We start from the raw sequence: 26,088 nt of genomic DNA on the forward strand, positions 1-26,088 counted from the left end.
CTCCGAGCAGGACATGCTTGACGGATTTGCCCCGTGGGAGCGCGCTTGCCGACTTTGACCGGTCGATTAGCCGCTGTGTTTCAACCCATTCGAGACGATCCGACCGATGAATACCGCGCTGTTGGTACTGGATGACGAACCCGGTCGAGCCGAGGAATTGTGCCTTTTACTACGGTTCCTGGAAGAGCCTCAAGTCGTGCACGCTGAATTCTCGAACTGGCAAGCCCATGTCGAAGATAACTCGGATTTGCGTTGCATTTTCCTGGGGAGCCACGGCGATAGTGCCCAACCCCCGGTGGATATCCTCTACGCAATCCGTGCTCTCACGCCGCGTATTCCCATCATTTTAATTGAGAAAGCGGATGAGCCGTTGCGCCTGCCGGCCACGGTAGAAGCCAATTGTGGCGGCCACCTGGCTCACCCGTTCCGGCACGCGCCGCTGAGTCAGATCCTGGCCCGCTCCCAAGCCAGCGCCCAACGCAATGGTCGGTTTGGCGCCACACCGGCCCGGCGCAACATCGAGCTGTTTCGCAGCCTCACCGGTCACAGCACGGCGATTCTCCGCGTCCGGGAGCTGATCCAACGCGCTTCACCGTCGGAATCGACTGTGATGCTGCTGGGTGAATCGGGCACCGGCAAAGAAGTGGTCGCTCGTAATATCCATTACTTCTCCAACCGCACTCAAGGCCCATTCGTGCCGGTCAATTGCGGCGCGATTCCCGACAACCTCCTGGAAAGCGAGCTGTTTGGTCACGAAAAGGGCGCCTTTACCGGCGCCATTTCCACCCGTCGCGGCCGGTTCGAGCTGGCGCGGGGTGGCACGCTGTTTTTGGACGAGATCGGCGATATGCCGCTCAACATGCAGGTCAAGCTGCTGCGGGTGTTGCAGGAGCGCGTCTTCGAGCGGGTCGGCAGTGACCGCAGTCTGGAAGCCGATGTCCGAATCGTGGCCGCCACTCACCGTAACCTGGAGGAGATGATCAAGACCGGCGATTTCCGTGAAGATCTCTATTACCGGCTGAACGTTTTTCCCATCGAAATCCCGTCGCTGCGCGAGCGGATCGAGGATTTGCCCAAGCTGGTGGAAGAATTGATCGAGCGCATGGCCCATGAACAAGGCGGTGTACGCATTGCACTGACGGCGGCCGCCGTGCGGAGTCTTAGCCACTACCACTGGCCCGGCAACGTCCGCGAGCTGGCCAATCTGATGGAGCGTTTGGCTATCCTCAAACCGAACGGCCAGATCGATACCGGTGATTTACCCGTCAAATTCCGCGCTCACGCCCCGCTGGAGCCGATCTCGGTGGCCTCAGTCATGGCCGAGGTCGAGGATACCACCACAATCCCCACCACCCGCGCCACAGCCAGCGAACCGGCCACCCTGCCGCCGGAAGGCCTTGACTTGCGGGAGCATATTGCTGATCTGGAATCCTCCCTGATTCACTCCGCGCTGGAAAAGGCCGATGGCGTCGTCGCCCATGCGGCTTCCCTCCTGAAGATGCGCCGCACGACCCTGGTCGAAAAAATGCGCAAGTACAACATCCGGCGTGGCGACGATGATCTCAGCGACTGATGTCGAAACGTTGGCGGTCGAGAGGCTCATCACCTTCGCCAAATAATTGGCGTCCACAAGCGGCTTTCAATAACGCCTTGTCATGCAGCAGTTTTCTTGAAGGCACGGTTTTTGCTTTATTCGGCTTGCCATTCGCCTTGCCGGCGATTTTCAACCCATTCTAGGGAGCAGGAACCGATGACCGCCATTGATACAACCCACACCTTGACCACTGGCTTACGTTCAACGGCAACGTCCACCAGCAGTCTATCCGCTGCGACTAGCGCCGGGACCGACGAGTCGGCTGATTTCGCCGAGACCCTCAAAGCCATGTTGGCCAATGTCAATGGTTCACAACAGCGCGCTACCGGCTTGGCCGAATCGTTCGAAGCCGGCCAGGAGCAGGATCTGGCCGGTGTCATGGTAGCCCAGCAGCAGGCTCGGCTAACGTTCCAAACCGCTCTACAGGTGCGTAACAAGCTGGTTTCGGCCTATCAAGACATCATGAATATGCCGATCTGAACGGGCCGACTCGCTTAATCGCACAAGACGTTTCAGAAGGAACGCGCCGTGGCTGGAGCAAGTAACCCACCGATCCCCAATCCCTCAGCCGGCATCGACTGGCGAGCCGCACTGGCAAAATTCCGTCGGCCGGGGCCGGCGCAGATCGGCATTCTGGCCGGGCTGGCAGCGCTGCTGGCGCTGATGGTGGCTGGCGCGCTTTGGCTCAACACGCCGACCTATGATGCACTCTACCGAGGTTTGGCCGAAGCCGATGCCGGTCAAATCATGGAAGCCCTGCAAAAGGCTGCCATTCCCTTCAAGATCGATCCGCGCAGCGGCGCTCTGTTAGTACCGGCTGATCAAGTTCATCAAGCCCGCCTGAAACTGGCCGGTCAAGGCTTGCCACGCGGCACCGTCAACGGCCTGGAAGCCCTTGAGCAAAAAAACAGTTTTGGCGTTAGCCAATTCATGGAAACAGCGCGTTATCAGCACGCATTGGAAGGCGAGCTGGCCCGCTCGGTGATGACCATCGGGTCAGTCGAAGCCGCCCGCATTCATTTAGCCTTTCCCAAGGAAACGGTGTTCGCCCGCCAGCAACAGCCGCCTACCGCGTCGGTGCTGGTACGGCTGCATCCGGGGCGGACGCTCGACGCTGGTCAAGTCGCCGCCATCGTTCATTTGATCGCCTCCAGTGTTCCCAAGCTCAGTCCTGACAAGGTGTCGGTCATTGATCAAGCCGGCAATTTGCTAACTCGGCCCGAACGGGAAGACGGCAGCAATCTCAATCTTGATCAATTGGAATACACCCGCCGGCTGGAAGAGCGCTATGCGCGGCGGGTTGAAGATTTACTGGCACCGCTGTGGGGCGCAGGCCGCGTCCGTGCCCAAGTCGCCCTGGATCTCGATTTCACCGCCAGCGAGGAAACCGCCGAGCGCTACGAACCTCGCCAGGAACCCCGCCCCGTCCGCAGCGAGCAACTGCTGGAGGAAACCCAGCCCCGACCACAGGCTGCCGGTATTCCGGGTGCGCTCTCCAACCAACCGCCGGGTGTGGCGACCGCGCCGGAAACGACTGCGGCCAACCCGGCCAACCCGGCCCAGGCGCCACAAACGCCGGCTACACCGGGCACCACGGCACCGCCGCAGAGCGCATCCAATACAGTGGCCACCCCCACCCGCAAGGAAACCACCCGCAACTATGAGCTTGACAAGCGGGTGACGCATAGCCGGGCTGTGCCAGGACGGCTCGTCCGGGTATCGGCGGCCGTCGTCGTTGACGACCGTACCACCCTGGAAGCCGGCCAACCGGTGCGCAAACCCTTAAGCGCCGAAGAAATCGAGCGCATCACCGCTCTGGTCAAGCAAGCGGTCGGTTTTAATGCCGAACGTGGTGACAGCGTGAACGTACTCAATGCCGCTTTTGCGCCGGCGGGGGCCGATGAGCCGCCGTTGCCGATGTGGCAGCAGCCCTGGTTCCTGGAACTGGTCAAGTGGGGTGTGGTTGGGGTGCTGTCGTTAGCCGTGTTGGTGCTGGTGGTACGGCCGCTGCTGCGTCGCGCGCTGGCCACGCCGGCCACAGCCCAACGCGCCTTGGAAGCCAATGAGACCCCCACCGCGCTACCCGCGCCTGAAGAAGGCGTGGAAGGCTTGCTGGAAGATCAAGTCCACATCGGGGGTATTATGGAAAATACCCGCCCCAAGAGTCTGACTGGACCGTCCGCCGAACAGTTGGAAGAGCGCATGGAATTGGCTCGCTCCCTGGTGGCCGAGGACCCCAAGCGCGCCGTCCAGGTCATCCGTGGCTGGCTGGCCAGCGAGAGCTAAGCGATGAACGAACTCACCGTCGAATTCAAAGGCGTTGACCGAGCGGCCGTCATGCTGATGGCGCTGGGCGAAAGTCACGCCGCCGAAATTCTCCGCCACCTGGACCCGCACGAGTTGCACAAGCTGGGGGTCGCAATGGCCAATCTGGCGAATGTCAATCGCACCCAGTTGGGCGAAATCGTCCAGTCCTTCAATGATGAAGTGGACAACCAAACCTCGCTGGTGTCCGACGGTGAAAATTATATTCGCGGCGTCATCAACCGCGCGCTGGGACGGGAAAAGGCCAGAGGTATCCTGGAACATATTTTCAATCCCGAAGAGCATTCCGGGGTCGATTCGCTGAAGTGGCTGGACGCCAGTTCCATCGCTGGCGGTCTGCGTGAAGAACACCCGCAAGTCGTCGCATTGGTACTGTCTTCATTGCCGCCCGAACAGGCGGCCCAGGTTGTCAACCTGCTGCCGGCGCCGGTGCGCGATGAAGCGCTGTTGCGGGTAGCGATCCTTGATGAGATCCCGGCCGGGGCACTGGCGGAATTGAACGAGCTGATCGAGAAGCAAGTGATGCGCAACATCAATGCCGCTGCCACCGCCAAGATCGGCGGTCCCAAGCGCGCCGCCGAAATCCTCGGCCGCCTGGACGCCGCCATCGAAGGCCAGATTCTCGACAAGATCAAGGAAGTGGACACCGACCTCGGCGACAAGATCGAAGAACTGATGGTGGTGTTCGACAACCTGATCGGGCTAAGCGACCGCGATATCCAAACGCTGCTGCGCGAGATCGCTTCCGACCAGTTGATGATCGCCTTGCGCGGTGCCGATGCCGCCGTCCAGCAGAAGATCATGGGCAACATGTCCAAGCGTGCGGCTGAGCTGTTGCGCGACGATCTTGAAGCGATGCCGCCGGTCAAGCTCAGCGACGTGGAAGCGGCGCAGAAAGAAATTATGACCACCGCTAAACGGTTGGCGGAGGCCGGGGAAATCACCTTGAGCAGCAAGGGAGACGAGCTTGTCTAAGATCATTGCCGGTGACCAGCTAACCGCCTACCAGCGCTGGGAGATGCCCAGCGTCGATCAATCGCCCGAACCTGAACCCCCACCGGCAGCCAGTGCCGGTGATGGCAATGCCCGCCCACTCAAATCATCCAAGCCCGGAAAACCGAGCACCGCCCTGCCCACGCTAGAGGAAATCGAAACGATTCAGCGCGAAGCCCATGAAGAAGGTTTTGCCGGCGGTTATCAGGAAGGCCGCCGCGAAGGCCGCGAGCAAGGTTACAAGAAGGGCCAGCAAGAAGGCCATGCCGAAGGCTATCAGCGCGGCTACGCCGAAGGCTTGGCGGGTGGCCGCGATGAAGTCTTGTTGCGCATCCAGGCGCTGGATCAGATCCTTGGGTTTTTGAGCCATCCGCTGGAGCAGTTGGATACGGCGGTCGAAGAGGAGCTAAGTTGGTTGGCCACCCAAATCGCTCGCCGGTTGATACGCCGCGAACTGCACATTTCACCGGGCGAAATCGTGCCGGTGGTGCGAGAGGCGGTGGGCCTATTGCCGGTCGCCAGTCCCGGTGTACAGGTCCGTTTGCATCCTGAAGATGCCCGGCTGATCCGGGAAGTCCTAACCCTGGGCCGCGAGGACGAGCCGGTCTGGCGGATCGTTGAAGATCAGACCCTCAGCCGGGGTGGCTGCATTGTGAATTCCGAGCTGTCGCGGATTGACGCCACCTTGGAAAAACGGTTGGGTGCGGTCATCGCCACGGTATTGGGAGACGAGCGTGAGCAAAATGGCAAATCTCCCCACAATTGATCGGGGCCACGAGTGGGTGGCACGGCTGGGTCAGCGGCGGGCGCGGATCGTTAATACCCCCAAGCTGGTGGTCGAAGGGCAGTTGACACGCCTGGTCGGCCTCACCTTGGAAGCCGCCGGTTGTGTTGCGCCGATTGGCGCCCATTGCCTGGTTGTCAACCCAGATGGGGGTCGTTTTGAAGCCGAAGTGGTCGGCTTTGCCGGCGGCAAGCTGTTCCTGATGCCCAGTAGCGACATCTACGGCCTGATGCCCAACGCGCGGGTCATTCCCACCGGCGGGGCCAGTCAGGCTCCGGTCGGTGATGCGTTGCTCGGTCGAGTGCTCGATGGCTCCGGTCGGTTTTTGGATGGATTGGCACCACCGCCGGTGCAATGGGCGTCGATGAGCGGCAAAACCATCAACCCATTGATGCGCAAACCGATCCGCGAAGCACTGGATGTGGGGGTACGTGCGATTAACGCCCTGCTCTCGGTGGGACGAGGCCAACGCATGGGTCTGTTCGCCGGCTCTGGCGTCGGTAAGAGCGTGCTGCTGGGAATGATGACACGCTTCACCAACGCTGAAGTGGTGGTGGTCGGTTTGATCGGTGAGCGCGGCCGCGAGGTCCAGGAGTTCATTCAGGAGATCCTTGGCCCGGAAGGCATGGCGCGCGCTGTGGTGGTTGCGGCGCCCGCCGACGATCCCCCGCTCAAGCGCCTGCACGGTGCGGCGCTGGCCACTCGCATTGCTGAACATTTCCGCGATTCCGGTCGCCAGGTCTTGCTGTTGATGGATTCCTTGACCCGCTACGCGCAGGCGCAGCGCGAGATCGCCCTGGCCATCGGCGAACCTCCGGCAACCAAGGGCTATCCGCCGTCGGTCTTCGCCAAGCTGCCCCGCCTGGTAGAGCGAGCTGGCAACGATACCGGTGGCGGTTCGATCACCGCTTTCTATACGGTTTTGGCTGAAGGCGACGATCAGCAGGACCCCATCGCCGACGCGGCACGAGCCATTCTGGATGGCCATGTGGTGCTGTCGCGCCGCTTGGCGGAAGCTGGCCATTATCCCGCCATCGACATCGAAGCCTCAATCAGCCGGGTGATGCCGCAGATCAGCACAGTCCGCCATCAGCAACTGGCCCGCCGCTTCAAGCATATTTACTCGACCTATGAACAACACCGGGATTTGATCAATGTCGGCGCCTACGTGGCCGGCAGCGATCCGGCTGTGGACGAGGCCCGCGACTATTATCCGCGCCTCAAGCAGTTTCTGATGCAACGCACCGATGAGCAGGTAACCTTGGCCGACAGTCTGCAAGGGCTGGAAACCGTGCTGCAACCTCGGCCTAAAGATTCTAAGGGTAAATAAAGGGAATGCACCGTGGCCGGCAAAGCTCATCCATTGCAAGCAGCGGTCGATGTGGCTCGTTCTCGAGAGGACCAAGCCGTCAAATTATTGGCGGAGTCGCAACGCAATCTGCGCGAACAAGAGACGCGCTTACAACAGTTACTGCTATTTCGCGGCGAATATGCGGTGCAGTTCGAGGCCGAAGGGGGAAGTGGCGGCATCACCGCCCGCCGATTCCAGGATTACGCTGCCTTCCTGAACAGCTTGGATCACGGCATCACCGAATCGAAACATCAACAGGAGCGCTTGCGGGAGGATCTCCAACACAAGCGTCAGCACTGGGTGCAAACGCACGCCAGAACCAAAGCACTCCAAGAGGTGTTGGCACGCGATCAGGACGCGCAGCGCAAGCGAGAGGATCAGCGCGCTCAACGTGATAGCGACGAACGCAACTTACAACGCGCCAGCGCTCGGACACGATCAGCGGATGAGGCAACATCCGAATGATCGGTGAAATCAGCGAATCTTGCCGACGGGAGCGATGCCATGGCACAGCTTGAATTAGCCAGTTTATTGGCAGCCACCCCAGCGAACGGCCTCACCGGGGCAACCGGTAGCACCCTCTCGGCCGAAGCCGGTGTGGAAACAACGGGCACCGCACCTTCCTTCAGCCAATTGCTGGCGGGCAGCGCGCAAACGCCCGCCGCACCGCTCGCTCCTGGCCAGCTCGTAGGCGAGTTAGCAGCGGCATCAACGATCAATAACTTGCCGCCCCCAGTGCCCACGCCGGCAAGCAACGATCCAGCCAGCCTCGACCAAGCAGTCAAACTACTGGCGCCAGCGGCGCTGGCGGAGGGCTTGGTACCGACGACTGATGGAGTCGCATCGGGTGAATCGGGTGAATCGGGTGAATCGGACGAACTGAGCGGTGAGGCGATAGACGCCCCCAGTAGCGAGCACGCAGCCGAAGCAGCCTGGTTGGGTTGGCCGCTGTTTTTGGAGTCACGCACCGCTTTGCGCGACAGCAGCGCCCTTGGCACGGAGCACCTGCCAAGCCCACCTGCGGAAACCGCATTGGTGGATAGCACGCTTGAGGGCATCCACTCGTCATCCGCCAAGCTTGCGCCATGGACTCAGTGGACCGAGGGCAGCGCCGGACAAACAAACCCTTTAGAGGACGCTCCACCGGCTCTGATTCAGCAAACCATGATCACGGATGACCAAGGGCAGCGCGCTACAACCAAGATGATGGAGCCAATACTTGCTGCTTCGAGCCGTGTCGATTCACTGGTCTCGGCAGCACCCACGACAGCGGCCCTGGCCGGTTTACCGCCGGTGCCGCTCTCGGATCAGACAGCATCAAGCCTCAGCGCAACGCTGCGGGCGGCTGATTTTGCCATTGATTTGCGCCAAGCCGCGCCTTCTCACACTGAGCCGGCACACCATCAGATGATCCCTGATCCCAATGGGCTAGCTACCCCACCTGCCGCTGCCAGCACCAGCCCGGCATCGACCTCGGCCCTTAGCGGAAGTCATCGTGCGTCAAGCATCCCGCTGCCAAGCAGCGCGGACCTGACCGCACCCATCAAAGCGGCGACATTAGAACCGTCGCCTGCTTCAGCAATGACCGTCAACGCAGTGACCGCTCCCGTCACCGCCGCAGCGGAAACCGTTTTGGCTAAGCCAATCACCTTAGTCACCAGCCAGCCAGCAACAGAGCTAGCGGCGAGTGACGAGCGGATCGACTGGCAACGACGCTTGGCCCAGTCTCTCGCGCGCACCCGGCAACCAGGGACAGCGCAGCAGCCTAACCCGCCAGGTGATTCGCTGAAGTCTTTATCGGCGGTAGCCAAAGCCTCTCTGGGCGCTGCCGATACGGAAACCGGAACCGACAGCGCGGCGGTTCGACCGCCTGCCACCTCCCACGGCTCACAAACCGAAGCAAAGCCGGCAACGGGCGCCGGACTGCAACGACACCCACTGTTCGCCATCCCTTTCGCACCATCGCGCGGCCCACTGCTCACCGAAGAACCGACCCCAGCGAGCACCAGCACGGCGATGGACACTAAGATGCCATGGGAGAGCACGACGACCAGCAACAAACGGGGGCAAACTTCGGATTTATCGCCAGCCATGACTGATCTGGAGCCGGTTGCATCCATGCCGTTGGAAACCCGCTGGAACTCATCCGCGACGGCCACCGCCTCGGTCACGACTCCAGAGCGCGCCGCTGATAACGGGCTCACCACCCGAATCGCTGAATCAACCCCAACCGCTGCTATTCCGTTAACACGAGTCGATTCTTCCACCGCCACGTCGCCCCGGCCCGCCGCGTCCAGCGTACCCACTCCTCTGCCAACGGCACCGGAAACCCTGGATTTGCAGCAAAAAAACTGGGAGCGTACCCTGGCCCGTCAGCTCGATTGGGCTGTCAGCAATCGGTTTCAGGAAGCCGAAATCAAGGTCAACCCGCCTGATCTGGGACCGCTCGAAATGCGGCTGACGCTGCACCATAATCAGACCAGCGTCATGTTCTTCAGTCACGAGGCAGCGGTGCGGGAAGCGCTCGAAACCGCCCTGCCCCGGCTGCGCGACCTGCTGGATAGCCAGGGAATCACCCTAAATCAGGCGCAGGTTTCGGATCAATCGTTAGCTCGCCATCAAGCCAGCGCCGGGGAGCAATCGGGCTACGGCCAGCGCGAGCGCAACAGGACGCCATCACCTTCCGATACCGAAGTTCCTGCGGAAACAGCACAACCCCGAAGCCGTTCTCGTGGTTTGCGTGGCGCAGTGGACGATTATGCCTGAGCAGGCAGAATGGTATGGCTGCGAGAAGATCTGGAAATTGACTCGGTTACGTTAAATCGAGGCAGACGTATTTGAGTTCGTTGTAATCATCCAGGGCCTATCTGGCTCCTCACGGCCGTGTCCCGATTGCTTGATCCTCGTGGCTTCAGAACATCTTGCTGCATCGGCCAGCACGTAGCATCATGCTTTTTCCCTGTTCCCTGGATGCACGATGAACCGTCGCGGTTTTCTCGGCTCGTTGGCCGCTGCCACGCTCACGGCGAGCGGTGCCCACGCCTGGTGGCGGTCCACTGCGGCTAAAACCCCACCTCTGCCCGAAGGCGCTATTGTGGGCGCAACCGATAGCCTCGGCCATCGGCTGCGTGGCGGTGGTTTCCCGGCAGCCACTGCGACGCTGAAAACTCCGGTCGTGATTGTTGGCGGTGGCATCGCTGGGCTGTCGGCAGGCTGGAAACTGCTGAAAAGCGGTTTTCGTGATTTCGTTATTTTGGAATTGGAATCCGAAGTCGGTGGTAACGCTCGTTACGGTCGCAACACCATCAGCGCTTATCCCTGGGGCGCGCATTATCTGCCCTTCCCCACGCAAGAATCCCGTGCTGTCCGTGAACTGCTGGCCGACGTTGGCGTGCTGCACGGCGATCCATTTGCCATCGAACCGATCTATGACGAACGCGCCATCAACTTCGCGCCGCAGGAGCGCTTGTATGCGCAGGGGATCTGGCATGACGGCTTGTGGCCTGAAGTCGGCGTTCGGCAACGCGATCTGGATCAGTACCGACGCTTTCAAGACCTGATGGCCACTTTCAAGGCCCGCCGTGGCGCGGACGGTCGCAAAGCCTTCGCCATTCCCAGCGACTTGAGCGCCCGTGATCCTGATCTGTTAGCGCTGGATCGGTTATCCATGCGCGATTTTCTGCTGCAACAGGGTTTGGATTCAGAGCCGCTGCACTGGTATGTCAATTACGCCTGCCGCGATGATTACGGCTGTCGCCATGACCAAACCTCGGCCTGGATGGGGATTCACTATTTTGCTAGCCGGGATGCGCTGGCTCAGGACGCCGATAGTGACGATGTACTGACTTGGCCGGAAGGGAACGGTTGGCTTGTGGAGCGGCTGCGGGAACGATTGGCCGCGCACCTGATCACCCACGCACTGGTCTGGCGCATTGCCGAGAGGGATCGAGATATGGCGGTTGACGCCTGGCTATCGCAGGAAAATCGCTCGATTCGACATCGGGCACAAACGGTTATTTGGGCAGCGCCGGTGTTTCAGCTTCCTCAACTCTTTCGGGAACTGTCAGCGGACCTGACAGCCGCCATCGGTGAGTTTCAGTATGCCCCATGGCTGGTTGCCAATCTGAGCTTGCGTGCATTGCCGGAAGAACGGCGCGGCGCACCGCTGTCATGGGATAATGTACTGTATGACAGCGAGGCGCTGGGTTACGTGGTCGCTACCCACCAACACCTGACCGCGCATTCCCAACAAACTGTGTTCACCTGGTATCAGGCGCTGTGTGACGGCCCGCCCCAGCAAGAGCGGCAGCGCTTGTTGGAAACTCCGTGGGCAACCTGGGCGGAGCACATTTTGCGTGATCTCTCCCGACCACATCCCAACATTCGCCAACTCGTCACCCGACTGGATGTGATGCGCTGGGGCCATGCCATGGTGCGACCCCGACCGGGCTTTGTCTGGGGCGAAGCACGACACCAGTTGGCCCGCTTGCAGGATCGCGTGCTGTTCGCCCATTCTGATCTCAGCGGTTATTCGATTTTTGAAGAGGCCAACTACCGTGGCGTGCGGGCAGCGGAGCAGGCGCTGCAACAGCTTGGCATCGACTATTCCTCTTCGGTCGGGATATAAGCTACAGTTTTGTTAAGATAGCCTGACTAAAGCCATCAGACCCCGTGATCCCGCTTACTTCGCCTGGACATCCCGATATGATCAATCCCGCGTTCGATCCCGACCAGACTCTAACCGTCAAAATGAGCGAGGATGCCACGCTGGAGTTGCCTCTGAAGAAGATCATGGTGCCGCCCGGCAAAAAGATCGTGCTGCGCAAAGACTACGATCCCACGTTTACCGCCGGTTTCAAGGGTAAGAAAGAGGCAGCGCGTAAGCTGGAAGAAAATAGCGAGCAATTGGCGACTTATCAGGATGTTCTCTATGCGCAAGATACCTATGCCTTGCTAGTCATCTTTCAGGCGATGGACGCGGCTGGCAAGGATGGCGCCATCAAGCATGTCATGTCCGGCGTCAATCCCCAGGGTTGCCAGGTTTTCAGTTTCAAAGTGCCGTCCAACGAGGAACTGGATCACGATTATCTGTGGCGCTCCATGAAGGCGTTGCCGGAACGCGGTCGGATTGGGATCTTCAACCGCTCCTACTATGAAGAAGTGCTGGTGGTGCGCGTGCATCCCGAATTTCTCAATGCCGAGAAACTCCCGGCGGCAGCCCGCGAGCACATCTGGCAAACCCGTTACGAACAAATCAACGGTTTCGAGAAATACTTGGTGCAAAACGGGATTATCGTGCTGAAGTTTTTCCTGAACGTCTCCAAGGAAGAGCAACGCCAACGCTTCCTAGCCCGCATCGACGAACCTGAGAAGAATTGGAAGTTTTCTCCGACCGATGTCAAGGAAAGAGGGTTTTGGGACGATTACCAGCACGCTTACGAAGAGTGCTTCAACCATACCAGCACCGAATGGGCGCCTTGGTTCGTCATTCCTGCCGATGCCAAATGGTTTACCCGAATTGCCGTTTCGGAAATCATTATCCATACCTTAAAAAACCTGAATCTGCGCTACCCTGACGTGAGCGAGGAACGGCGCCAGGAATTGTTGGCCATCCGCAAGATGCTGGAAACTGAAAGCTGAGGCGATCAAGCGCTAACTGAACCGTCATCACCAATGGTCGCTCAATCTGGGCCGACCTAACGCAACGTCGCACATCAAGACGTAATCCACCCATGAGGAGATAGCGATGAGTAAAAGCGCCGACATCAAAAAAGAAACCAAGAAGAAACCGACGAAGACGATCAAGGAAAAGAGAGCCGAGAAAAAGACTAAGAAAGACAGCAAGGAATCTTAATCCTTCCATTCGCTTATCGGCCGGATAGACCTTCCATCCGAAAGCGCATACATTGCCGGCGACCCGCTAGCAGCGACGAGCGATCTTGATGGCCAAAACTTGGCTATCACAACCGCCGCCTACAGTGTGTTGCCGGTTTTTGCATTTTTAGAATCTACAAAAGATCTTGAGCATTCCCATCACACCTTAGAGGAGACACGCGGTGCGAGAAATTTATCATGCTCTAGTGCTGAATATGCACCAACCCCCCCGCAATCTGGAAAACCTGCTCGACACCAATGAATGGGAAGTCAAGGAAATCCTGTTTGCCTATGACCGGATGCCGCGCATGTTGTGGCCTTATCAAGACATCGCCCGCGTGCATCTCTCCCTCTCCGGCACGCTGTTGGAAACGCTCTCCAACCCGGATTTCCAAAGCCGGATGTACGGCGTGGTCGATTGCGGCAAACTGCTTTGGCACCTGCAAAACCAGCAACTGTTCGAAATCCTCGGCACCGGTTATTACCACCCGGTGCTGGCGCTGATCCCGGAAGCGGATTGGGATGAGCACATCGCCCGTTGGCAAGCCATCGCTCGTCATCTGCTGTGGCGGCCCCAGTTCAACGGCTTCTGGCCGCCGGAGATGGGTTTCGACATGCGGCTGATTCCCCATTTGAAAAAAGCTGGCTATCGCTACGTCATGGTCGATTGCGAGTATGTCGATCCGGTGGATTCGATGAACTGGCAGGAACTGCGCTACCGGCCACATATTGCGGAATACGGCGGTGAGCAAATCGTCATTATCCCGCGTGACCGCGAACTGTCCGATGCCCAACTGTCTGGCATGGATTACGGCTGGTTCCATCACGAGCTGCACGAGCGCACCAAATGGTGCGATTTTCCGCCCCTGGTGGCGACGGCCACCGACGGCGACAACGGCGGCTGGTTCCGCAACGTTTCGGAAAAGGCCAATTTCTGGAATTATTTCTACCATGAAGCGATGGAGGAAATCAGAGCCGGACATTCGGCAATGCGCCCCATCTTCATCACGGAATATCTGGACCGCTTCGGTGCGCATGGTCAGGTTACTGTCCGGCGCGGTGCCTGGAACACCGATGCTCACCACGGCTGGGATTTCCACCAGTGGCAAGGTTCGTGGATTCAGCGCGACACCATGGTGCGCGTGCATGATTTGAGTCAGGATTTTCACAGGGTTGCGGATGCCGTTGCGCTAGCCAACGATCCTAATCCAGAACTGGCGCGGATTATGGCTGAAGCACATTGGCGGCTGTTACGCGCCGAGACCAGTTGCAACTTTTACTGGGGAGAAGCCTGGGTCCACAAATCGCACGCTGATTTGGACAGTGTGGCTTGGCATTTGGGCGAGGCCAAGGCTTTGCTAGGCGACCGGTTGTATGCCGTACCGGTGGCGGTGGAAACTGCGACCGAGGAGGCCGTTGTGCCGACACCATCAGACGATAGCGCACCACCGTCGTCGAATGGCTCTACCCTGCTCGATTCACCGGAATCCTGAAACAAGGTCAATCTTATGCCCCTGCTCACCTTGCAAACATCCGCAAGCCTGTCTAGCCAGCAACGCCACGATCTGTTGGCGCCGCTCTCAAAAATCGTTGCCGAGTGCATCGGCAAACCGGAACGTTACGTCATGGTCGCCGTCAGCGAAGCCGCCATGCTGATGGGTGGTGCGGAAGCACCCGCCGCCTACGCCGACATCCGCAGCATCGGCGGTCTGAACAATGCGGTTAACCGCAAGCTGTCCGAAGGTGTTTGCCGCGTCCTGCAAGAACAACTCGGCATTCCGCCGGATCGGGTTTATCTCGGCTTTAGCAACGTCAGCGTCGAAAACTGGGGTTGGGACAGCGGAACGTTTGGCTAGCGTCCACCGACCACTATCGCGGGAGGTTTCAATGGGACAGCCACTCCACAAACCGATCTCATCTTTCAGCTACGCCGATTACTGCCGCTGGCCCGACGATGAACGCTGGGAATTGATCGACGGTGAAGCTTACGCGCTAGTTACGCCCGGTTTAGCGCATCAAACCGTGGTTGGTGAATTGTTTGTGCAGGTTGCTAACTTTTTGCGCGGCAAACCCTGCCGCCCGTTTGTCGCGCCTTTCGACGTGCGGCTGCCACGCCGCAACGAACCCGATGACGAGACAACCACGGTCGTGCAGCCCGACATCTGCGTGGTCTGCGATCCGACCAAGCTGGATGAGCGCGGCTGTCGCGGTGCGCCGGATTGGGTGATTGAGGTTCTGTCACCCAGTACCGCCGCCAAGGATCAGATTCAGAAGCTGGCCGCCTACGAACGCGCTGGCGTACAAGAAATGTGGCTGGTGCATCCCACCGATCATGTCGTCATCGTCTACACTTTGAACGCCGACGGGGCTTACGGTAAACCGGCCATTCACGAAACCACAGGAAGCTTGCCATCCGGCCTGTTTCCTGAGCTGCTCGTGGACTGGGGATTGATCTTTCAGGATGCAACCGTTCAGCCGACCCCTCCCCCAACCAAGGATTTTCCATGACCGCTCGAAATCTCATGAATCCCAATCCGGTGACGCTACGGCTCACCGACACGGTGGCCGCCGCCGCCGAGCACATCATTAAAGAACATTTGCGCCATATCCCGGTGGTCGATGACCAGGGCCGTTATGCCGGAACCTTCAGCATCTACTCGCTGCTGCAACTGGCCTTGCCCAAAGCCGTGACGATGAAAGAAGGCTTATCAAACGCCGGTTTCGTCAATGAGGAGACCCCAGAACTCGCGCGACGGCTGCGTGAGCGCAGTAACGAAGTCGTCGCCAACTGGTTGAGCAAAGACCCGGTGCTCCATCCTGATTCCTCAGCGATGGACGCGCTGCTCTTGCTGCTGCAAGGCCATGTCAGCGTGCCGGTGGTGGAAAAAACCACTCAGCGGCTGGTCGGGATGATGTCATCCTGGAATGTCATCGAAAAATTGACGGCGGAGAAGCCATAACATGCACGAATCAGGAGCAGTCGCCTCTACGGGGTATATGTGGGTCGCCGCCATCTTGTTCATCATCACCTACGGGGTGGTGATGAGTGAAAAGGTCAACCGCGCCATCGTCGCCCTGGTGGCGGCGGGTTTGATGATCATTCTCGGCGTGCTCAATCAAGAAGCCGCCATTCGTGGCATCGATTTCAACACCATCGGCCTGCTGATCGGCATGATGCTGATCGTCGCCATCACCCGCCAGTCCGGCATCTTTCAATATCTGGCGATCTGGTCGGCCAAGAAAGTCAACGCCAACCCGTGGGGCATCCTGGTGATGATCTCGCTGGTCACGGCGGTGACTTCGGCCTTTCTGGACAACGTGACCACCGTGCTGCTGGTGGTGCCGGTGACGCTACTGATTACCGAAGAACTCAAGGTCAAGCCCTATCCGTACCTGTTTTCGATGATTTTCGCCTCCAATATCGGCGGCACGGCGACCCTGATCGGCGATCCACCCAACATCATGATCGGTTCCGCTACCGGCCTGACCTTCAACGATTTCGCCTGGAACCTGACCCCGGTCATCCTCGTGGTCATGGCCGCAACCCTGATCCCGATTTATTTCATCTGGGGCCGTCATCTCCGAGCCGCCCCCGAAGACCGTCAGCGGGTGATGCAGTTCAATGAATTCGAGGCGATCAAGGACTGGCGCTTGCTCAAGCAATGCCTCTCGGTGATTGGCCTGGTGATTTTGGGTTTTGTCTTTGCCAAGTTGTTGCACCTGGAAGCTGCCACCGTGGCCATGACCGGCGCAGCCATCTTGTTGCTGTTGGCCAATTTCGGCCACGATCCCGAACATCAGAGCAAGCATGTACTGGACGCCTTCAACGAAGTGGAATGGATCACCATTTTCTTCTTCGTCGGCCTGTTTATCGTGGTGCATGGCGTGGACAGCACCGGTCTGCTCAAGCTGCTGGCCGATAAAATGCTGGCGATGACTGGCGGCGATCTGAAAGCCACTGCAATGGTCATCCTGTGGTCGTCTGCGGTGCTGTCGGCGATCATCGACAATATTCCCTTCGTCGCTACCATGATCCCGCTGATTAAGGCGATGGCCCCGACCTTCGGCGGGCCGGAAGGCGTCATGCCGCTGTGGTGGGCCTTGTCGCTGGGCGCGTGCCTGGGCGGCAACGGCACGTTGATTGGGGCCAGCGCCAATCTGGTAGTCGCCGGTTTCGCCGAACGGGCCGGTCAGCCGATCCGCTTTATGCGCTACACGCTGGTCGCTTTCCCGATCATGCTGATGTCGATTTTCATCTGCATGTATTACCTGGAATGGCGCTACTTGTAACGTGCCCTGGCCCTGTCTCCGTTGGCTAACGCCCGACGGACAGGGCCGTCTCCCGACAAAACTTTGCAGATGAACGCTCCTGCCGATCCGCTCCCGGCCGACGATTCCGTTCCGCACGATTCCCGTCTCCTGCCGATAGCCCTGGCGGCGTTGGGCGTGGTGTTCGGCGACATCGGCACCAGCCCGCTGTACGCCATGCGGGAATGCTTCGGCAGCCACTACGGCCTAGCCCCCACCCACGACAACGTGCTGGGCATTCTCTCGCTTATCTTCTGGGCGCTGATCGTCGTCATCTCCGTCAAATACGTGACCTTCGTGATGCGCGCCGACAATCGCGGCGAAGGCGGGATTCTGGCGTTACTGGCGCTGGCCACCCACCACTTCAAGGGCAGTGCGCAACAGCGCGCTTGGTTGGTCGGACTGGGGATTTTTGGGGCTGGGCTGTTCTATGGCGATGGCGTGATTACGCCGGCGATTTCGGTGTTGAGCGCGGTCGAGGGGCTGCACATCGCCACCCCGTTGCTGGATCGTTATGTAGTCCCCATCACCCTCATCATTTTGGTGGGGCTGTTTCTGATTCAAGCGCGCGGCACGGCGCGGGTGGGCGCGTATTTCGGGCCGGTCATGGTGCTGTGGTTTTTGACCGTAGCGCTGCTGGGATTGGCGAGCATGGTGCAAGCGCCGGAGGTTTTGTCGGCGTTTAATCCCGGCTATGCCCTGACGTTTTTCACCATCAATCGCTGGACCGGTTTTCTGGTGATGGGATCGGTGTTTCTGGCGGTGACCGGCGGCGAGGCGCTGTATGCCGACATGGGCCATTTCGGCAAGCGGCCGATCCGCTTGGCCTGGTTTTCCTTCGTGCTACCCGCCATCGTGCTCAACTATCTGGGTCAGGGCGCGCTGCTGCTGCGCGATCCGACGGCGATCAGCCATCCGTTTTACCTGCTTGCGCCCTCCTGGCTGCTTTATCCGGTGGTCATTCTGGCGACTTTAGCGACAGTCATCGCCTCGCAGGCGGTGATTTCCGGGGTGTTTTCCGTCACACGCCAGGCGGTGCAACTGGGTTACTGCCCACGAATCGCCATCCGCCACACCTCGGATCAGGCCATCGGCCAGATTTACGTGCCCGCCGCCAACTGGGCCTTGCTGATTGCGGTGATCGTGCTGGTGCTGGGCTTTCACACCTCATCCAATCTGGCCGCCGCTTACGGTATCGCGGTGACTATCGCTATGGTGATTGACACCCTGCTGGTGCTGACCCTGGCCCGCATCGCCTGGGGCTGGAGCTGGTTGCGCATCGGCTTGGCGGTCGCGGCGTTCCTGATGCTCGAAATGGCTTTTCTAAGCGCCAACGCCCTCAAGATTCCGCACGGCGGCTGGATTACCTTGTTGATTGCGGGCGCGATTTTCACCCTGATGATCACCTGGAAAGACGGCCGCAAATTGCTCAATCAACGGTTGCAAGAAAACGCCATGCCGCTGGATTTGTTTCTGCAAAGCCTGAACGCCGGTTCCACCCTGCGAGTACCGGGTACGGCGGTGTTTCTCACCAGCACCCCCGATGGCGTGCCCAACGCGCTGCTGCATAACATGAAGCACAACAAAGTCATCCACGAACGCCTGATGCTGCTGACGGTAAAATCGGAAGAAATTCCGCGTCTGACAGACGAGGAGCGCGTGAGCGTGCATCCGCTGGGAAACAATGCCTGGCGGATCGTGGTCCGTTACGGCTTCACCGAAAATCCCGACTTGCCGCACGCCCTGGCGCTGTGCGAGCGCTACGGGCTGCATTTCGAGATGATGGACACCACCTTTTTCCTGGGCCGGGCGACGCTGATTCCCACCAAGCGGGCCGGGATGGCGCTGTGGCGGGAAAAACTGTTCGCCAGCCTGTTTCGCAACGCGACCCGGCCGATGGATTTCTTCCGCATCCCCTATGGCCGGGTGGTGGAAATGGGTACGCAGGTGGAGTTGTAAACCGGCGACCCGCCCGGCCCCGCTTGCGGGCGGGGTACGCGGGTGCCTGCGGTCAGTGCAACAGTTGATACTGGAGCAGATAAGCGCCTGCTCCGGCGAAATAGCCAATCAGCGCCAGCCAGCTAATCTTCCGCACATACCAGAAGAAGTGAATCTTCTCCAGGCCCATCGCCGCCACGCCCGCCGCCGAGCCGATAATCAGGATCGAGCCGCCGGTTCCCGCACAGTAGGCCAGAAATTCCCAGAGAAAATGGTCGGTCGGATACTGCGCAAGGCTATACATGCCCATCGACGCGGCGACCAAGGGAACGTTATCCACTATCGCACTGACCAGACCGATGATCAGCACGATCACATCCTGCCGTCCCACCGTCTGCTCCAGCCATTGGGCCAGCGCCGTCAAAATATGGGTGTGCTCCAGGGTGGCCACCGCCAGCAGGATGCCGATGAAGAACACGATGGAGGCCATGTCGATGCGGCCCAAAGCATGAACCAGCGTCAGGTGCTGCTTTTCTTCATCCTCTTTGTGGCGATGCACCAAATCGCCGACCAGCCAGAGAATGCCTAAGCCAAACAAGATGCCCATGAAAGGCGGCAGATGGGTGATGGTCTTGAACACGGGAACGGCGATGAGGATGCCGATACCGAGAAAGAACATCAGATTGCGTTCAAACTCTGTCGTTTGTGGGCCGCGATCACCTTCGCTGAGTTGCGGCGACTCGACCGGCTTACCGCGCAGCAGATACGCCGTCACCGCCAGAGGAACCACCATACTGAGCACGGCGGGAATGAAGACCGACGCCATGATCGCCAGCGTCGTGATCTGCCCACCGATCCACAGCATGGTGGTGGTGACATCGCCGATGGGCGACCACGCGCCCCCCGAATTGGCGGCAATGACGATGATGCCCGCAAAGAACAGCCGATCCTCATGCTTGGCCAGCAATTTTCGCATCAGCGAAATCATCACGATGGTGGTGGTCAGGTTATCCAGCACCGCGCTGAGGAAGAACGTCACGAAGCCGACCAGCCACATCAGCGAGGAGAGCTGCGTCGTTCGGATGCGTTGGGTGATTACGGCAAAGCCATTGTGGGCATCCACCACTTCAACGATGGTCATGGCCCCCATCAGAAAGAACACGATCTGGGCGGTGGCCATCACCGACTCCCCCAACTCCTCCCCGACTTGGTGCGACTCACCGCCCGCCAAGGCGTAGATCGTCCAGAGCAGTCCTGCGCCCACCAGCGCCGAGGCTGATTTGTTGATCTTGATGGGATGCTCCAGGGCGATAACTGCGTAAGCGATGACAAACACAATGACCAGCAAAGTCAGCATGCAATAATCCTCGTGGGGGATGGGAGAGTTGCTATTGACTGGAGGGAAGCCCGATGAGGGCTAAGGGTGTACCGAATCCTTGATACCCATAGCTTAGTAGAGCATCAGCCCATAGCCTGAAATCCAGATGACGTGCTAGCTTCTTCTGTATTCTTATCATCCCGCTAAGAGGCTTGGGCGCGATCAACTTTCGATAAGCCTGACAGAATGAAACGGTTGACGTAAAATACATTTAATATTTAACATTAAATTCAAAAAGTTAAAAAAATATACTGGTGATGGCTCCACCCCCTCAGCGACGATAATAAGAATATGAGAATGCTCAGCCTGATTTTATGGATTCCTTTCTTTGGGGCAGTGCTGATTGCCTTATTACCGGCGGCCCAACAGCATCTGATTCGCGGGGTGGCCTTATTTCACGCCGCCCTGGCCTTGCTCCTGTCGTGGAGCCTGCTGGTTCCGTTCGACCGGAGCACGGCGGTGCTGCAATTCGTCGAACAGGTGGTGTGGAGTTCCACCATCGGCGTGTCCTATGCGCTCGGCGTCGATGGCCTGTCTTTGCCGCTGGTGTTGCTCGGCACGCTGCTCACCACCGTGGCGCTGCTGGCCTCGGATAAGGTGACGACCAGCGTCAAGGGCTATCACGCCTGGCTGTTGATTCTTGAATTCGCCATGCTCGGTGTATTCATGGCCCAGGACTGGTCGCTGTTTTTCATGTTCTGGGAACTGACCCTGATCCCGCTGTTTTTCCTGATTGACCTGTGGGGCGGGGAAAAACGCCACGCCGCCAGCCTCAATTTCGTGCTGTACACCATGGGCGGGTCGATCTTCATGCTGATCGCCCTGATCATGATTTATCAGGAAACCCCGCAGCATTCCTTCGCGATGGCCACCATGGCCAACGCGGCGGTGACGCTGCCCCGCAACGAGCAGGTGTGGCTGTTGCTGGCGTTTCTGGTTGGCTTCGGGGTGAAAATCCCCATCTTTCCGCTGCACGGCTGGTTGCCGCTGGCCCACGTCGAAGCGCCGAGTCCAGTTAGCGTGCTGCTCTCTGGCATCCTGTTGAAGATGGGGGCTTACGGGTTGTTGCGGGTGGTCGAGATTCTGCCAGCTGCGGCGGTGCTGTTGCAGCCGTTGCTGGTCGGCATCGCGCTGGTCAGCATTCTGTACGGTGGATTGCTGGCATGGCGGCAGACCGATTTGAAAGCGATGATCGCCTATTCCTCGGTCAGCCACATGGGCGTGGTGGTGCTGGGCATCTCGACCCTGAACGAGATTGGCTTGCAGGGCGCGACCTTGCAGATGGTGGCGCACGGGCTGATCGCCGGAGCGCTGTTCTTGCTGGTCGGCCTGCTGTACGAGCGCACCCACAGCCGCGAGTTGGCCGATTACGGCTCGCTGGTGCGGGTAACGCCGCGCTTCACTTTTCTGATGACGCTGGCCTTGCTGGCCGGGATGGGAATGCCGGGCCTGGCCGGGTTCGTGGCCGAACTGCATGTGTTAATCGGCGGCTTCGCCCAATGGGGCTGGCTGATGGTGCTGGCGAGCGTCGGGGTGCTGTTGAGCGCGGCCTACGCGGTGCGCACCATCGGCGGCTTGTTCGCCGGGCCGATCCGGCCGGAACTGGCGCAGATGCCGGACATGCGGCCGCTGGAACTGGCGGCCGCCGTTCCCCTGGTGGCGGGTTTGTTGCTGATGGGCCTGTTGCCGGCCCCCATCGTGGCTTTGAGCAGCGCCAAGGCCGCCGAATGGGCCGCGCTGTTCGGCCGCTTGCCGTAGGAGAGCACCATGTCCGCATCCGTTGCCCAGCCCGCAACCGACCTGCCGCTCACTCCCCGGCAGCGGGTCGAACACGCCATCGCTCATCTGGATCACGTCCTGCCGGGGCAAGCGCCGATTCTAAATTTCGTCCATCACAACACCCTACACGGCTACCAGCATCTACCGTTCGAGGAGGCGCTGGCCGCCGCCGAAGCGCTGACTGGGATTCATCCCTATCTGCCCGATGCAGCCTTTCGCAAGCTGTTTCGGGCGGATCGGATTGTCGCCGCCGATCTGGAGGCAGTGTTTGCCCAACGGCCGGAACTGGAGATTGAACGGGTGCTGGCGCGGACGGGGGATCGCGCCATTCGCCGGGGCGAGGTGCTGCACATCGCGCTGGTGTACGGCGTCGAACCGCTGGCCTTGAACGATCTGATCTGGCGCATCGAGGAGTTGCAGGCGACCCGCCAGTTTGCCGAGGACGTGCCGGATGCTGCCCGTCAACGCTTGCTGGCGAGTGCGGGCCGGGAAGGTCTGACCGATAGCGGCGCGGCGCTGGAGGATTTATGGCGGGCTTGTCTGGAAGGCTTTCAGCTACCGGCCTTCGATCTCCACCCGGAAGAATTGGTCGATTTGCAACTGAATGTCGCCAAGTCGTTGCTGGCGCGGTTTCGTGAGGCGGGCGAGACGGACGCCGAAGGGCCGGTCGTCCACAAGCGGATGCAGGCCGAAGCCGCCGCCTTGCTCGACCGTTTGTTCGGTGACGTAGGCGATGGGAGCACGCTGCGCGGCGTGTTGCGGAGTTTGACCGGCCAAGATCTGTTCGATCAGGTGCGGCCCTATCTGATCCGGTTATCCGCCGCCTATCTCGACGAGGGCTTGGCGGCCTGGAACCTGCCCGACCGGGCGGAAGGCTTGTACGCGGCGTGGCGGCGATTGATCGAACGCGATCCGGCCTGGTCGTTCGCCGGGCTGCCGCACTGGCGCAAGACGGTGGCGAGTTGGCCAACCGATCCGATGGAAGCGGTCATTGCCGAATTGCGGTGCTTAGGGCTTCCCGAAACGCGCTGGGAGGGTTATCTCAAGCGGCTGGCGCTGGAACTGCCGGGCTGGTCGGGGATGGTGAACTGGCGACAACAGCATCCCGCCTATCCGGCGAATCAGCAAAACCCGGTCGCGCTGGTCGATTATCTGGCGGTGCGGCTGGGTCTGGATCGGCTGTGGATCGAGCAGTGGTGCCGGGACCATTGGGCTATCGCAGGCACGCTGCCGGCCTTGCGCGATTATTTCACGGCGCGACCGGCGGAGGCGCTGGCGCGACACGCTTTATACGCCGGGCAGTTGCCGGAATATCTGGCCAGCCGGGCGCGGGAACTGGCGGAGCACCACGCCCCGCTGGCCGCCTGGGATACGCTGGCCGATATGATCTGGACTTGGCTGCACAGTCCGGTCGCCGCCGAAGCCGACAGCCACACCGTGCACGGCAGCGCGTGGCGCTTGTTCCGGCTGGCGCAGCATCTGGGCCTGTCCGGCGGTGAAATCCGGTCACTGACGCTCGCCGATCTGGAACGGCTGCTAGAACCGTTGGACGCCCTATCGGCTCCGGTGCGCGGCGCGCTGTGGCAAGACGCCTACGAGCACCATTACCGCGATGGCTTGATCAACGCCCTGGCCAACAATCACGGGCGCTGGCCGCTGCGGCAAGAGCGACCACAAGCGCAACTGGTGTTTTGCATCGACGACCGCGAGGAAGGTATCCGCCGCCATTTGGAAGAAGCCAACCCGCAGATCGAGACCTTCGGCGCGGCCGGGTTCTTCGGGGTGGCGATGAACTGGCGCAGCCTGGACGATCAAAGCGTGACGCCGCTGTGTCCGGTAGTGGTCACGCCCGCGCACGAGATTCGCGAAGTCGGCCGACCCGGCGCGGAAGCCGAATTGACGCTGCATAACCAGCGGCGGGATTTGCGCGGCCGGTTGGGCGCGTTCTACCAGAACATCCGACGCAACCTGTGGTCTTCGGCGCTGGTGATTGACGCGCTGGCCCCGGCGGTGTTACCGGTGCTGGCGGGCAAGATTTTCGCGCCGCGCCAGCAGGGGCGGCTGGCCCGCGCGACCCACAGGCACTGGGTGCCGGACGCACCAACCGTCGTGGCGGTAAACGCGGTAGACGCCACCGCACCCGCGACGCCGGAACAGCCGCGCCTGGGCTTCACCGACGCCGAACAGGCTGACCGGGTGGCGGGCCTGCTGCGCAACATCGGCCTGACCCGGCAATTTGCCCCCATCGTGCTGCTGATGGGCCACGGCTCGATGAGCCAGAACAACCCGCATCTGGGCGCTTACGACTGCGGCGCGTGCGGTGGGCGGCACGGCGGGCCGAACGGGCGCACCTTCGCGGCGATGGCCAACCGGCCGGTGGTGCGGGAATTATTGGTCGAGCGCGGTATCACCGTGCCAGCCGATACCTGGTTCGTCGGGGCCGAGCACAACACCTGTGACGAGTTCATTACCTTTTACGACCGCGGCGATGGTCCGCCAGCAACGGAACAGGCGCTGCGGGCGCTGCAACCGGAATTGGATCGCGCCTGCGCGCTGTCGGCGCAAGAACGCTGCCGCCGCTTTGCCTCCGCGCCGCGTGATCCTGCGCCGGAACGGGCGTTGCGCCATGTCGTTGGCCGGTCGCGGGATTTCAGCCAGGCCCGGCCGGAACTCGGTCACGCCACCAACGCCGCTGCTTTGGTCGGTAGGCGGACGATGAGCCAGGGCGTGTTTCTGGATCGGCGGGCGTTTTTGATCTCTTACGATCCGACCCAAGACCCGACCGGCGCGGTGCTGGAAAATATTTTGCTGGCGGTGGGGCCGGTGGGTGCGGGCATCAATCTGGAATATTACTTTTCCACGGTCGATAACGAGCGGCTGGGCTGCGGCACCAAGACACCGCACAACGTGACCGGCCTGTTCGCGGTGATGGAAGGCGCGAGCAGCGATCTGCGCACCGGCCTGCCGCGCCAGATGATCGAGATTCACGAGCCGGTACGGTTGCAGATCGTGATTGAGGCGCGCACCGAGATTCTGGCCGCGATTTACGGCCGGCAACCCGGCTTGCGTGAGCTGATCGGCAACGGCTGGATTCATGTCATCGCCAAAGACCCGGACAGCGGCGAATTTACGATCTTCGATCCGACGCACGGCTTTATACCGTGGGCCGGGCCGGTGCGGCCGCTGCCGGTGCGCGCCCGTTCCGGCGACTGGTATCGAGGTCACACCGAGCCGCTGCCGCCGGCGTTGATTGGGGAAGCAGGATAAGAACAAGAACGGGATTCAGATGCACCCGATTCCCCACAATTCCAAGATATTGTAGTCTATGGAGTATTTGAGGAATAGGGATGAGTTGGGTATCAGAAGAACTGGGGGTGTGGAGTTGGGGGATGCCCGGCGGACAAAGCGATTGATCCGACTGATGGAAGGGCTCTGGGCGCACCCGAGTGGACATATTCCGGTAGCGAGTGGGGGGTTTGCCCAGACCAAGGCGGCCTACCGGCTGCTGGAGAATCCGGTGTTGGAGTGGCGGGAGATTCTGGAGGTGCATACGCAGCGGACGGTGGAGCGGATAGCGGGGCAGGCGGTGGCGCTGTGCATTCAGGACACGACAGCATTGGATTTCACCTCACAACCAGGCATTGCGGGGCTGGGCCGGTTGAGCTACGGAGTCTGTCAAATTTTTTGTGTAAATGCGGTTTTGGTTAGTGGAGTGAGAGTGGCAAGCGGCCCTCGAATTGAATGGCGAAGCGATTGAGGGCCTG

General features: G+C 60.2%; 21 protein-coding genes. 19 read left to right on the forward strand and 2 right to left on the reverse strand.

Annotated elements, in window-relative coordinates:
• Positions 1-106: 106 nt before the first annotated feature.
• Positions 107-1,573, forward strand: coding sequence for a sigma-54 dependent transcriptional regulator (locus tag BN873_RS08735; RefSeq protein WP_048672942.1), 1,467 nt, complete (start codon positions 107-109; stop codon positions 1,571-1,573).
• Here the strand turns inward: BN873_RS08735 and BN873_RS20375 are convergent.
• The gene (locus tag BN873_RS20375; RefSeq protein WP_171820442.1) at positions 1,563-1,727 is read right to left on the reverse strand and encodes a hypothetical protein; all 165 of its coding nucleotides are present in this window, start codon (positions 1,725-1,727) and stop codon (positions 1,563-1,565) included. The two genes, BN873_RS08735 and BN873_RS20375, sit on opposite strands and share 11 nt — an antisense overlap.
• A gap of 23 nt (positions 1,728-1,750) precedes the next feature.
• Between BN873_RS20375 and fliE the strand changes: the two genes are divergently transcribed.
• The 15 genes from fliE to BN873_RS08810 all read left to right on the forward strand — a co-directional run bounded on the left by fliE (position 1,751) and on the right by BN873_RS08810 (position 19,188).
• Complete coding sequence (fliE, locus tag BN873_RS08740; RefSeq protein ID WP_053085278.1) at positions 1,751-2,074, forward strand: flagellar hook-basal body complex protein FliE; 324 nt, start codon at positions 1,751-1,753, stop codon at positions 2,072-2,074.
• A gap of 48 nt (positions 2,075-2,122) precedes the next feature.
• Positions 2,123-3,880 (forward strand): flagellar basal-body MS-ring/collar protein FliF, encoded by a 1,758-nt coding sequence (gene fliF, locus BN873_RS08745; protein WP_048672945.1) that lies wholly within the window; start codon positions 2,123-2,125, stop codon positions 3,878-3,880.
• Between the two features lie 3 nt (positions 3,881-3,883).
• Positions 3,884-4,894 (forward strand): flagellar motor switch protein FliG, encoded by a 1,011-nt coding sequence (fliG, locus tag BN873_RS08750; protein WP_048672947.1) that lies wholly within the window; start codon positions 3,884-3,886, stop codon positions 4,892-4,894.
• Positions 4,887-5,678, forward strand: a complete 792-nt coding sequence (locus BN873_RS08755) for a flagellar assembly protein FliH (RefSeq protein WP_048672948.1) — start codon at positions 4,887-4,889, stop codon at positions 5,676-5,678. Before fliG ends, BN873_RS08755 begins: the two co-directional genes overlap by 8 nt.
• Positions 5,656-7,026, forward strand: a complete 1,371-nt coding sequence (gene fliI, locus BN873_RS08760; RefSeq protein WP_048672950.1) for a flagellar protein export ATPase FliI — start codon at positions 5,656-5,658, stop codon at positions 7,024-7,026. The genes BN873_RS08755 and fliI overlap by 23 nt, the downstream gene beginning before the upstream one ends.
• Positions 7,027-7,038: 12 nt before the next feature.
• Complete coding sequence (fliJ, locus tag BN873_RS08765) at positions 7,039-7,512, forward strand: flagellar export protein FliJ (protein ID WP_048672952.1); 474 nt, start codon at positions 7,039-7,041, stop codon at positions 7,510-7,512.
• A gap of 39 nt (positions 7,513-7,551) precedes the next feature.
• On the forward strand, positions 7,552-9,813 hold the full coding sequence (locus BN873_RS08770) for a flagellar hook-length control protein FliK (protein ID WP_048672954.1): 2,262 nt from the start codon (positions 7,552-7,554) through the stop codon (positions 9,811-9,813).
• A 211-nt stretch (positions 9,814-10,024) separates the two neighbouring features.
• The gene (locus tag BN873_RS08775; protein ID WP_048672956.1) at positions 10,025-11,674 is read left to right on the forward strand and encodes an NAD(P)-binding protein; all 1,650 of its coding nucleotides are present in this window, start codon (positions 10,025-10,027) and stop codon (positions 11,672-11,674) included.
• Positions 11,675-11,796: 122 nt separating this feature from the next.
• Complete coding sequence (locus BN873_RS08780; protein WP_048672996.1) at positions 11,797-12,687, forward strand: polyphosphate kinase 2 family protein; 891 nt, start codon at positions 11,797-11,799, stop codon at positions 12,685-12,687.
• 416 nt (positions 12,688-13,103) lie between these two features.
• A complete protein-coding gene (locus tag BN873_RS08785; RefSeq protein ID WP_102047015.1) occupies positions 13,104-14,414 on the forward strand; it encodes a polysaccharide deacetylase family protein in 1,311 nt (436 codons plus the stop codon).
• Positions 14,415-14,429: 15 nt separating this feature from the next.
• Positions 14,430-14,777 carry a phenylpyruvate tautomerase MIF-related protein gene (locus tag BN873_RS08790; RefSeq protein ID WP_048672957.1) on the forward strand — a complete coding sequence of 116 codons (348 nt, stop codon included), beginning with the start codon at positions 14,430-14,432 and terminating at the stop codon, positions 14,775-14,777.
• A gap of 31 nt (positions 14,778-14,808) precedes the next feature.
• A complete protein-coding gene (locus tag BN873_RS08795; RefSeq protein WP_048672959.1) occupies positions 14,809-15,429 on the forward strand; it encodes a Uma2 family endonuclease in 621 nt (206 codons plus the stop codon).
• Positions 15,426-15,881: a CBS domain-containing protein gene (locus BN873_RS08800; protein WP_048672961.1), complete on the forward strand. Its 456-nt coding sequence runs from the start codon at positions 15,426-15,428 to the stop codon at positions 15,879-15,881. The genes BN873_RS08795 and BN873_RS08800 overlap by 4 nt, the downstream gene beginning before the upstream one ends.
• Position 15,882: 1 nt before the next feature.
• Complete coding sequence (locus tag BN873_RS08805) at positions 15,883-17,211, forward strand: ArsB/NhaD family transporter (protein WP_048672962.1); 1,329 nt, start codon at positions 15,883-15,885, stop codon at positions 17,209-17,211.
• Between the two features lie 69 nt (positions 17,212-17,280).
• Positions 17,281-19,188, forward strand: coding sequence for a potassium transporter Kup (locus BN873_RS08810; protein WP_082161181.1), 1,908 nt, complete (start codon positions 17,281-17,283; stop codon positions 19,186-19,188).
• 52 nt (positions 19,189-19,240) lie between these two features.
• Here BN873_RS08810 and nhaD read toward each other — a convergent pair whose 3' ends face one another.
• Positions 19,241-20,524 carry a sodium:proton antiporter NhaD gene (gene nhaD, locus BN873_RS08815; RefSeq protein WP_048672964.1) on the reverse strand — a complete coding sequence of 428 codons (1,284 nt, stop codon included), beginning with the start codon at positions 20,522-20,524 and terminating at the stop codon, positions 19,241-19,243.
• A gap of 312 nt (positions 20,525-20,836) precedes the next feature.
• Here nhaD and BN873_RS08820 point away from each other — a divergent pair, with 312 nt between their 5' ends.
• From BN873_RS08820 to BN873_RS08830, 3 genes are read left to right on the forward strand one after another with little or no spacing between them, the layout of a single operon-like run.
• Positions 20,837-22,303, forward strand: a complete 1,467-nt coding sequence (locus BN873_RS08820; protein WP_048672966.1) for a complex I subunit 4 family protein — start codon at positions 20,837-20,839, stop codon at positions 22,301-22,303.
• A 9-nt stretch (positions 22,304-22,312) separates the two neighbouring features.
• Positions 22,313-25,591 (forward strand): DUF2309 domain-containing protein, encoded by a 3,279-nt coding sequence (locus BN873_RS08825; protein WP_048672968.1) that lies wholly within the window; start codon positions 22,313-22,315, stop codon positions 25,589-25,591.
• A gap of 58 nt (positions 25,592-25,649) precedes the next feature.
• Complete coding sequence (locus BN873_RS08830) at positions 25,650-26,081, forward strand: IS4/Tn5 family transposase DNA-binding protein (RefSeq protein WP_048672970.1); 432 nt, start codon at positions 25,650-25,652, stop codon at positions 26,079-26,081.
• Positions 26,082-26,088 lie beyond the last annotated feature (7 nt).

This window comes from Candidatus Competibacter denitrificans Run_A_D11 (genome assembly GCF_001051235.1).
GTDB lineage: Bacteria > Pseudomonadota > Gammaproteobacteria > Competibacterales > Competibacteraceae > Competibacter_A > Competibacter_A denitrificans.

Excerpts from the sequence above, each read along its gene's own strand:
- BN873_RS08735 (WP_048672942.1), top strand. The coding sequence starts at position 107 with ATGAATACCGCGCTGTTGGTACTGGATGACGAACCCGGTCGAGCCGAG.
- fliE (WP_053085278.1), top strand. The coding sequence starts at position 1,751 with ATGACCGCCATTGATACAACCCACACCTTGACCACTGGCTTACGTTCA.
- fliG (WP_048672947.1), top strand. The coding sequence starts at position 3,884 with ATGAACGAACTCACCGTCGAATTCAAAGGCGTTGACCGAGCGGCCGTC.
- fliI (WP_048672950.1), top strand. The coding sequence starts at position 5,656 with ATGGCAAATCTCCCCACAATTGATCGGGGCCACGAGTGGGTGGCACGG.
- BN873_RS08770 (WP_048672954.1), top strand. The coding sequence starts at position 7,552 with ATGGCACAGCTTGAATTAGCCAGTTTATTGGCAGCCACCCCAGCGAAC.
- BN873_RS08775 (WP_048672956.1), top strand. The coding sequence starts at position 10,025 with ATGAACCGTCGCGGTTTTCTCGGCTCGTTGGCCGCTGCCACGCTCACG.
- BN873_RS08780 (WP_048672996.1), top strand. The coding sequence starts at position 11,797 with ATGAGCGAGGATGCCACGCTGGAGTTGCCTCTGAAGAAGATCATGGTG.
- BN873_RS08790 (WP_048672957.1), top strand. The coding sequence starts at position 14,430 with ATGCCCCTGCTCACCTTGCAAACATCCGCAAGCCTGTCTAGCCAGCAA.
- BN873_RS08795 (WP_048672959.1), top strand. The coding sequence starts at position 14,809 with ATGGGACAGCCACTCCACAAACCGATCTCATCTTTCAGCTACGCCGAT.
- BN873_RS08800 (WP_048672961.1), top strand. The coding sequence starts at position 15,426 with ATGACCGCTCGAAATCTCATGAATCCCAATCCGGTGACGCTACGGCTC.
- BN873_RS08805 (WP_048672962.1), top strand. The coding sequence starts at position 15,883 with ATGCACGAATCAGGAGCAGTCGCCTCTACGGGGTATATGTGGGTCGCC.
- BN873_RS08810 (WP_082161181.1), top strand. The coding sequence starts at position 17,281 with ATGAACGCTCCTGCCGATCCGCTCCCGGCCGACGATTCCGTTCCGCAC.
- nhaD (WP_048672964.1), bottom strand. The coding sequence starts at position 20,524 with ATGCTGACTTTGCTGGTCATTGTGTTTGTCATCGCTTACGCAGTTATC.
- BN873_RS08820 (WP_048672966.1), top strand. The coding sequence starts at position 20,837 with ATGAGAATGCTCAGCCTGATTTTATGGATTCCTTTCTTTGGGGCAGTG.
- BN873_RS08825 (WP_048672968.1), top strand. The coding sequence starts at position 22,313 with ATGTCCGCATCCGTTGCCCAGCCCGCAACCGACCTGCCGCTCACTCCC.
- BN873_RS08830 (WP_048672970.1), top strand. The coding sequence starts at position 25,650 with ATGGAGTATTTGAGGAATAGGGATGAGTTGGGTATCAGAAGAACTGGG.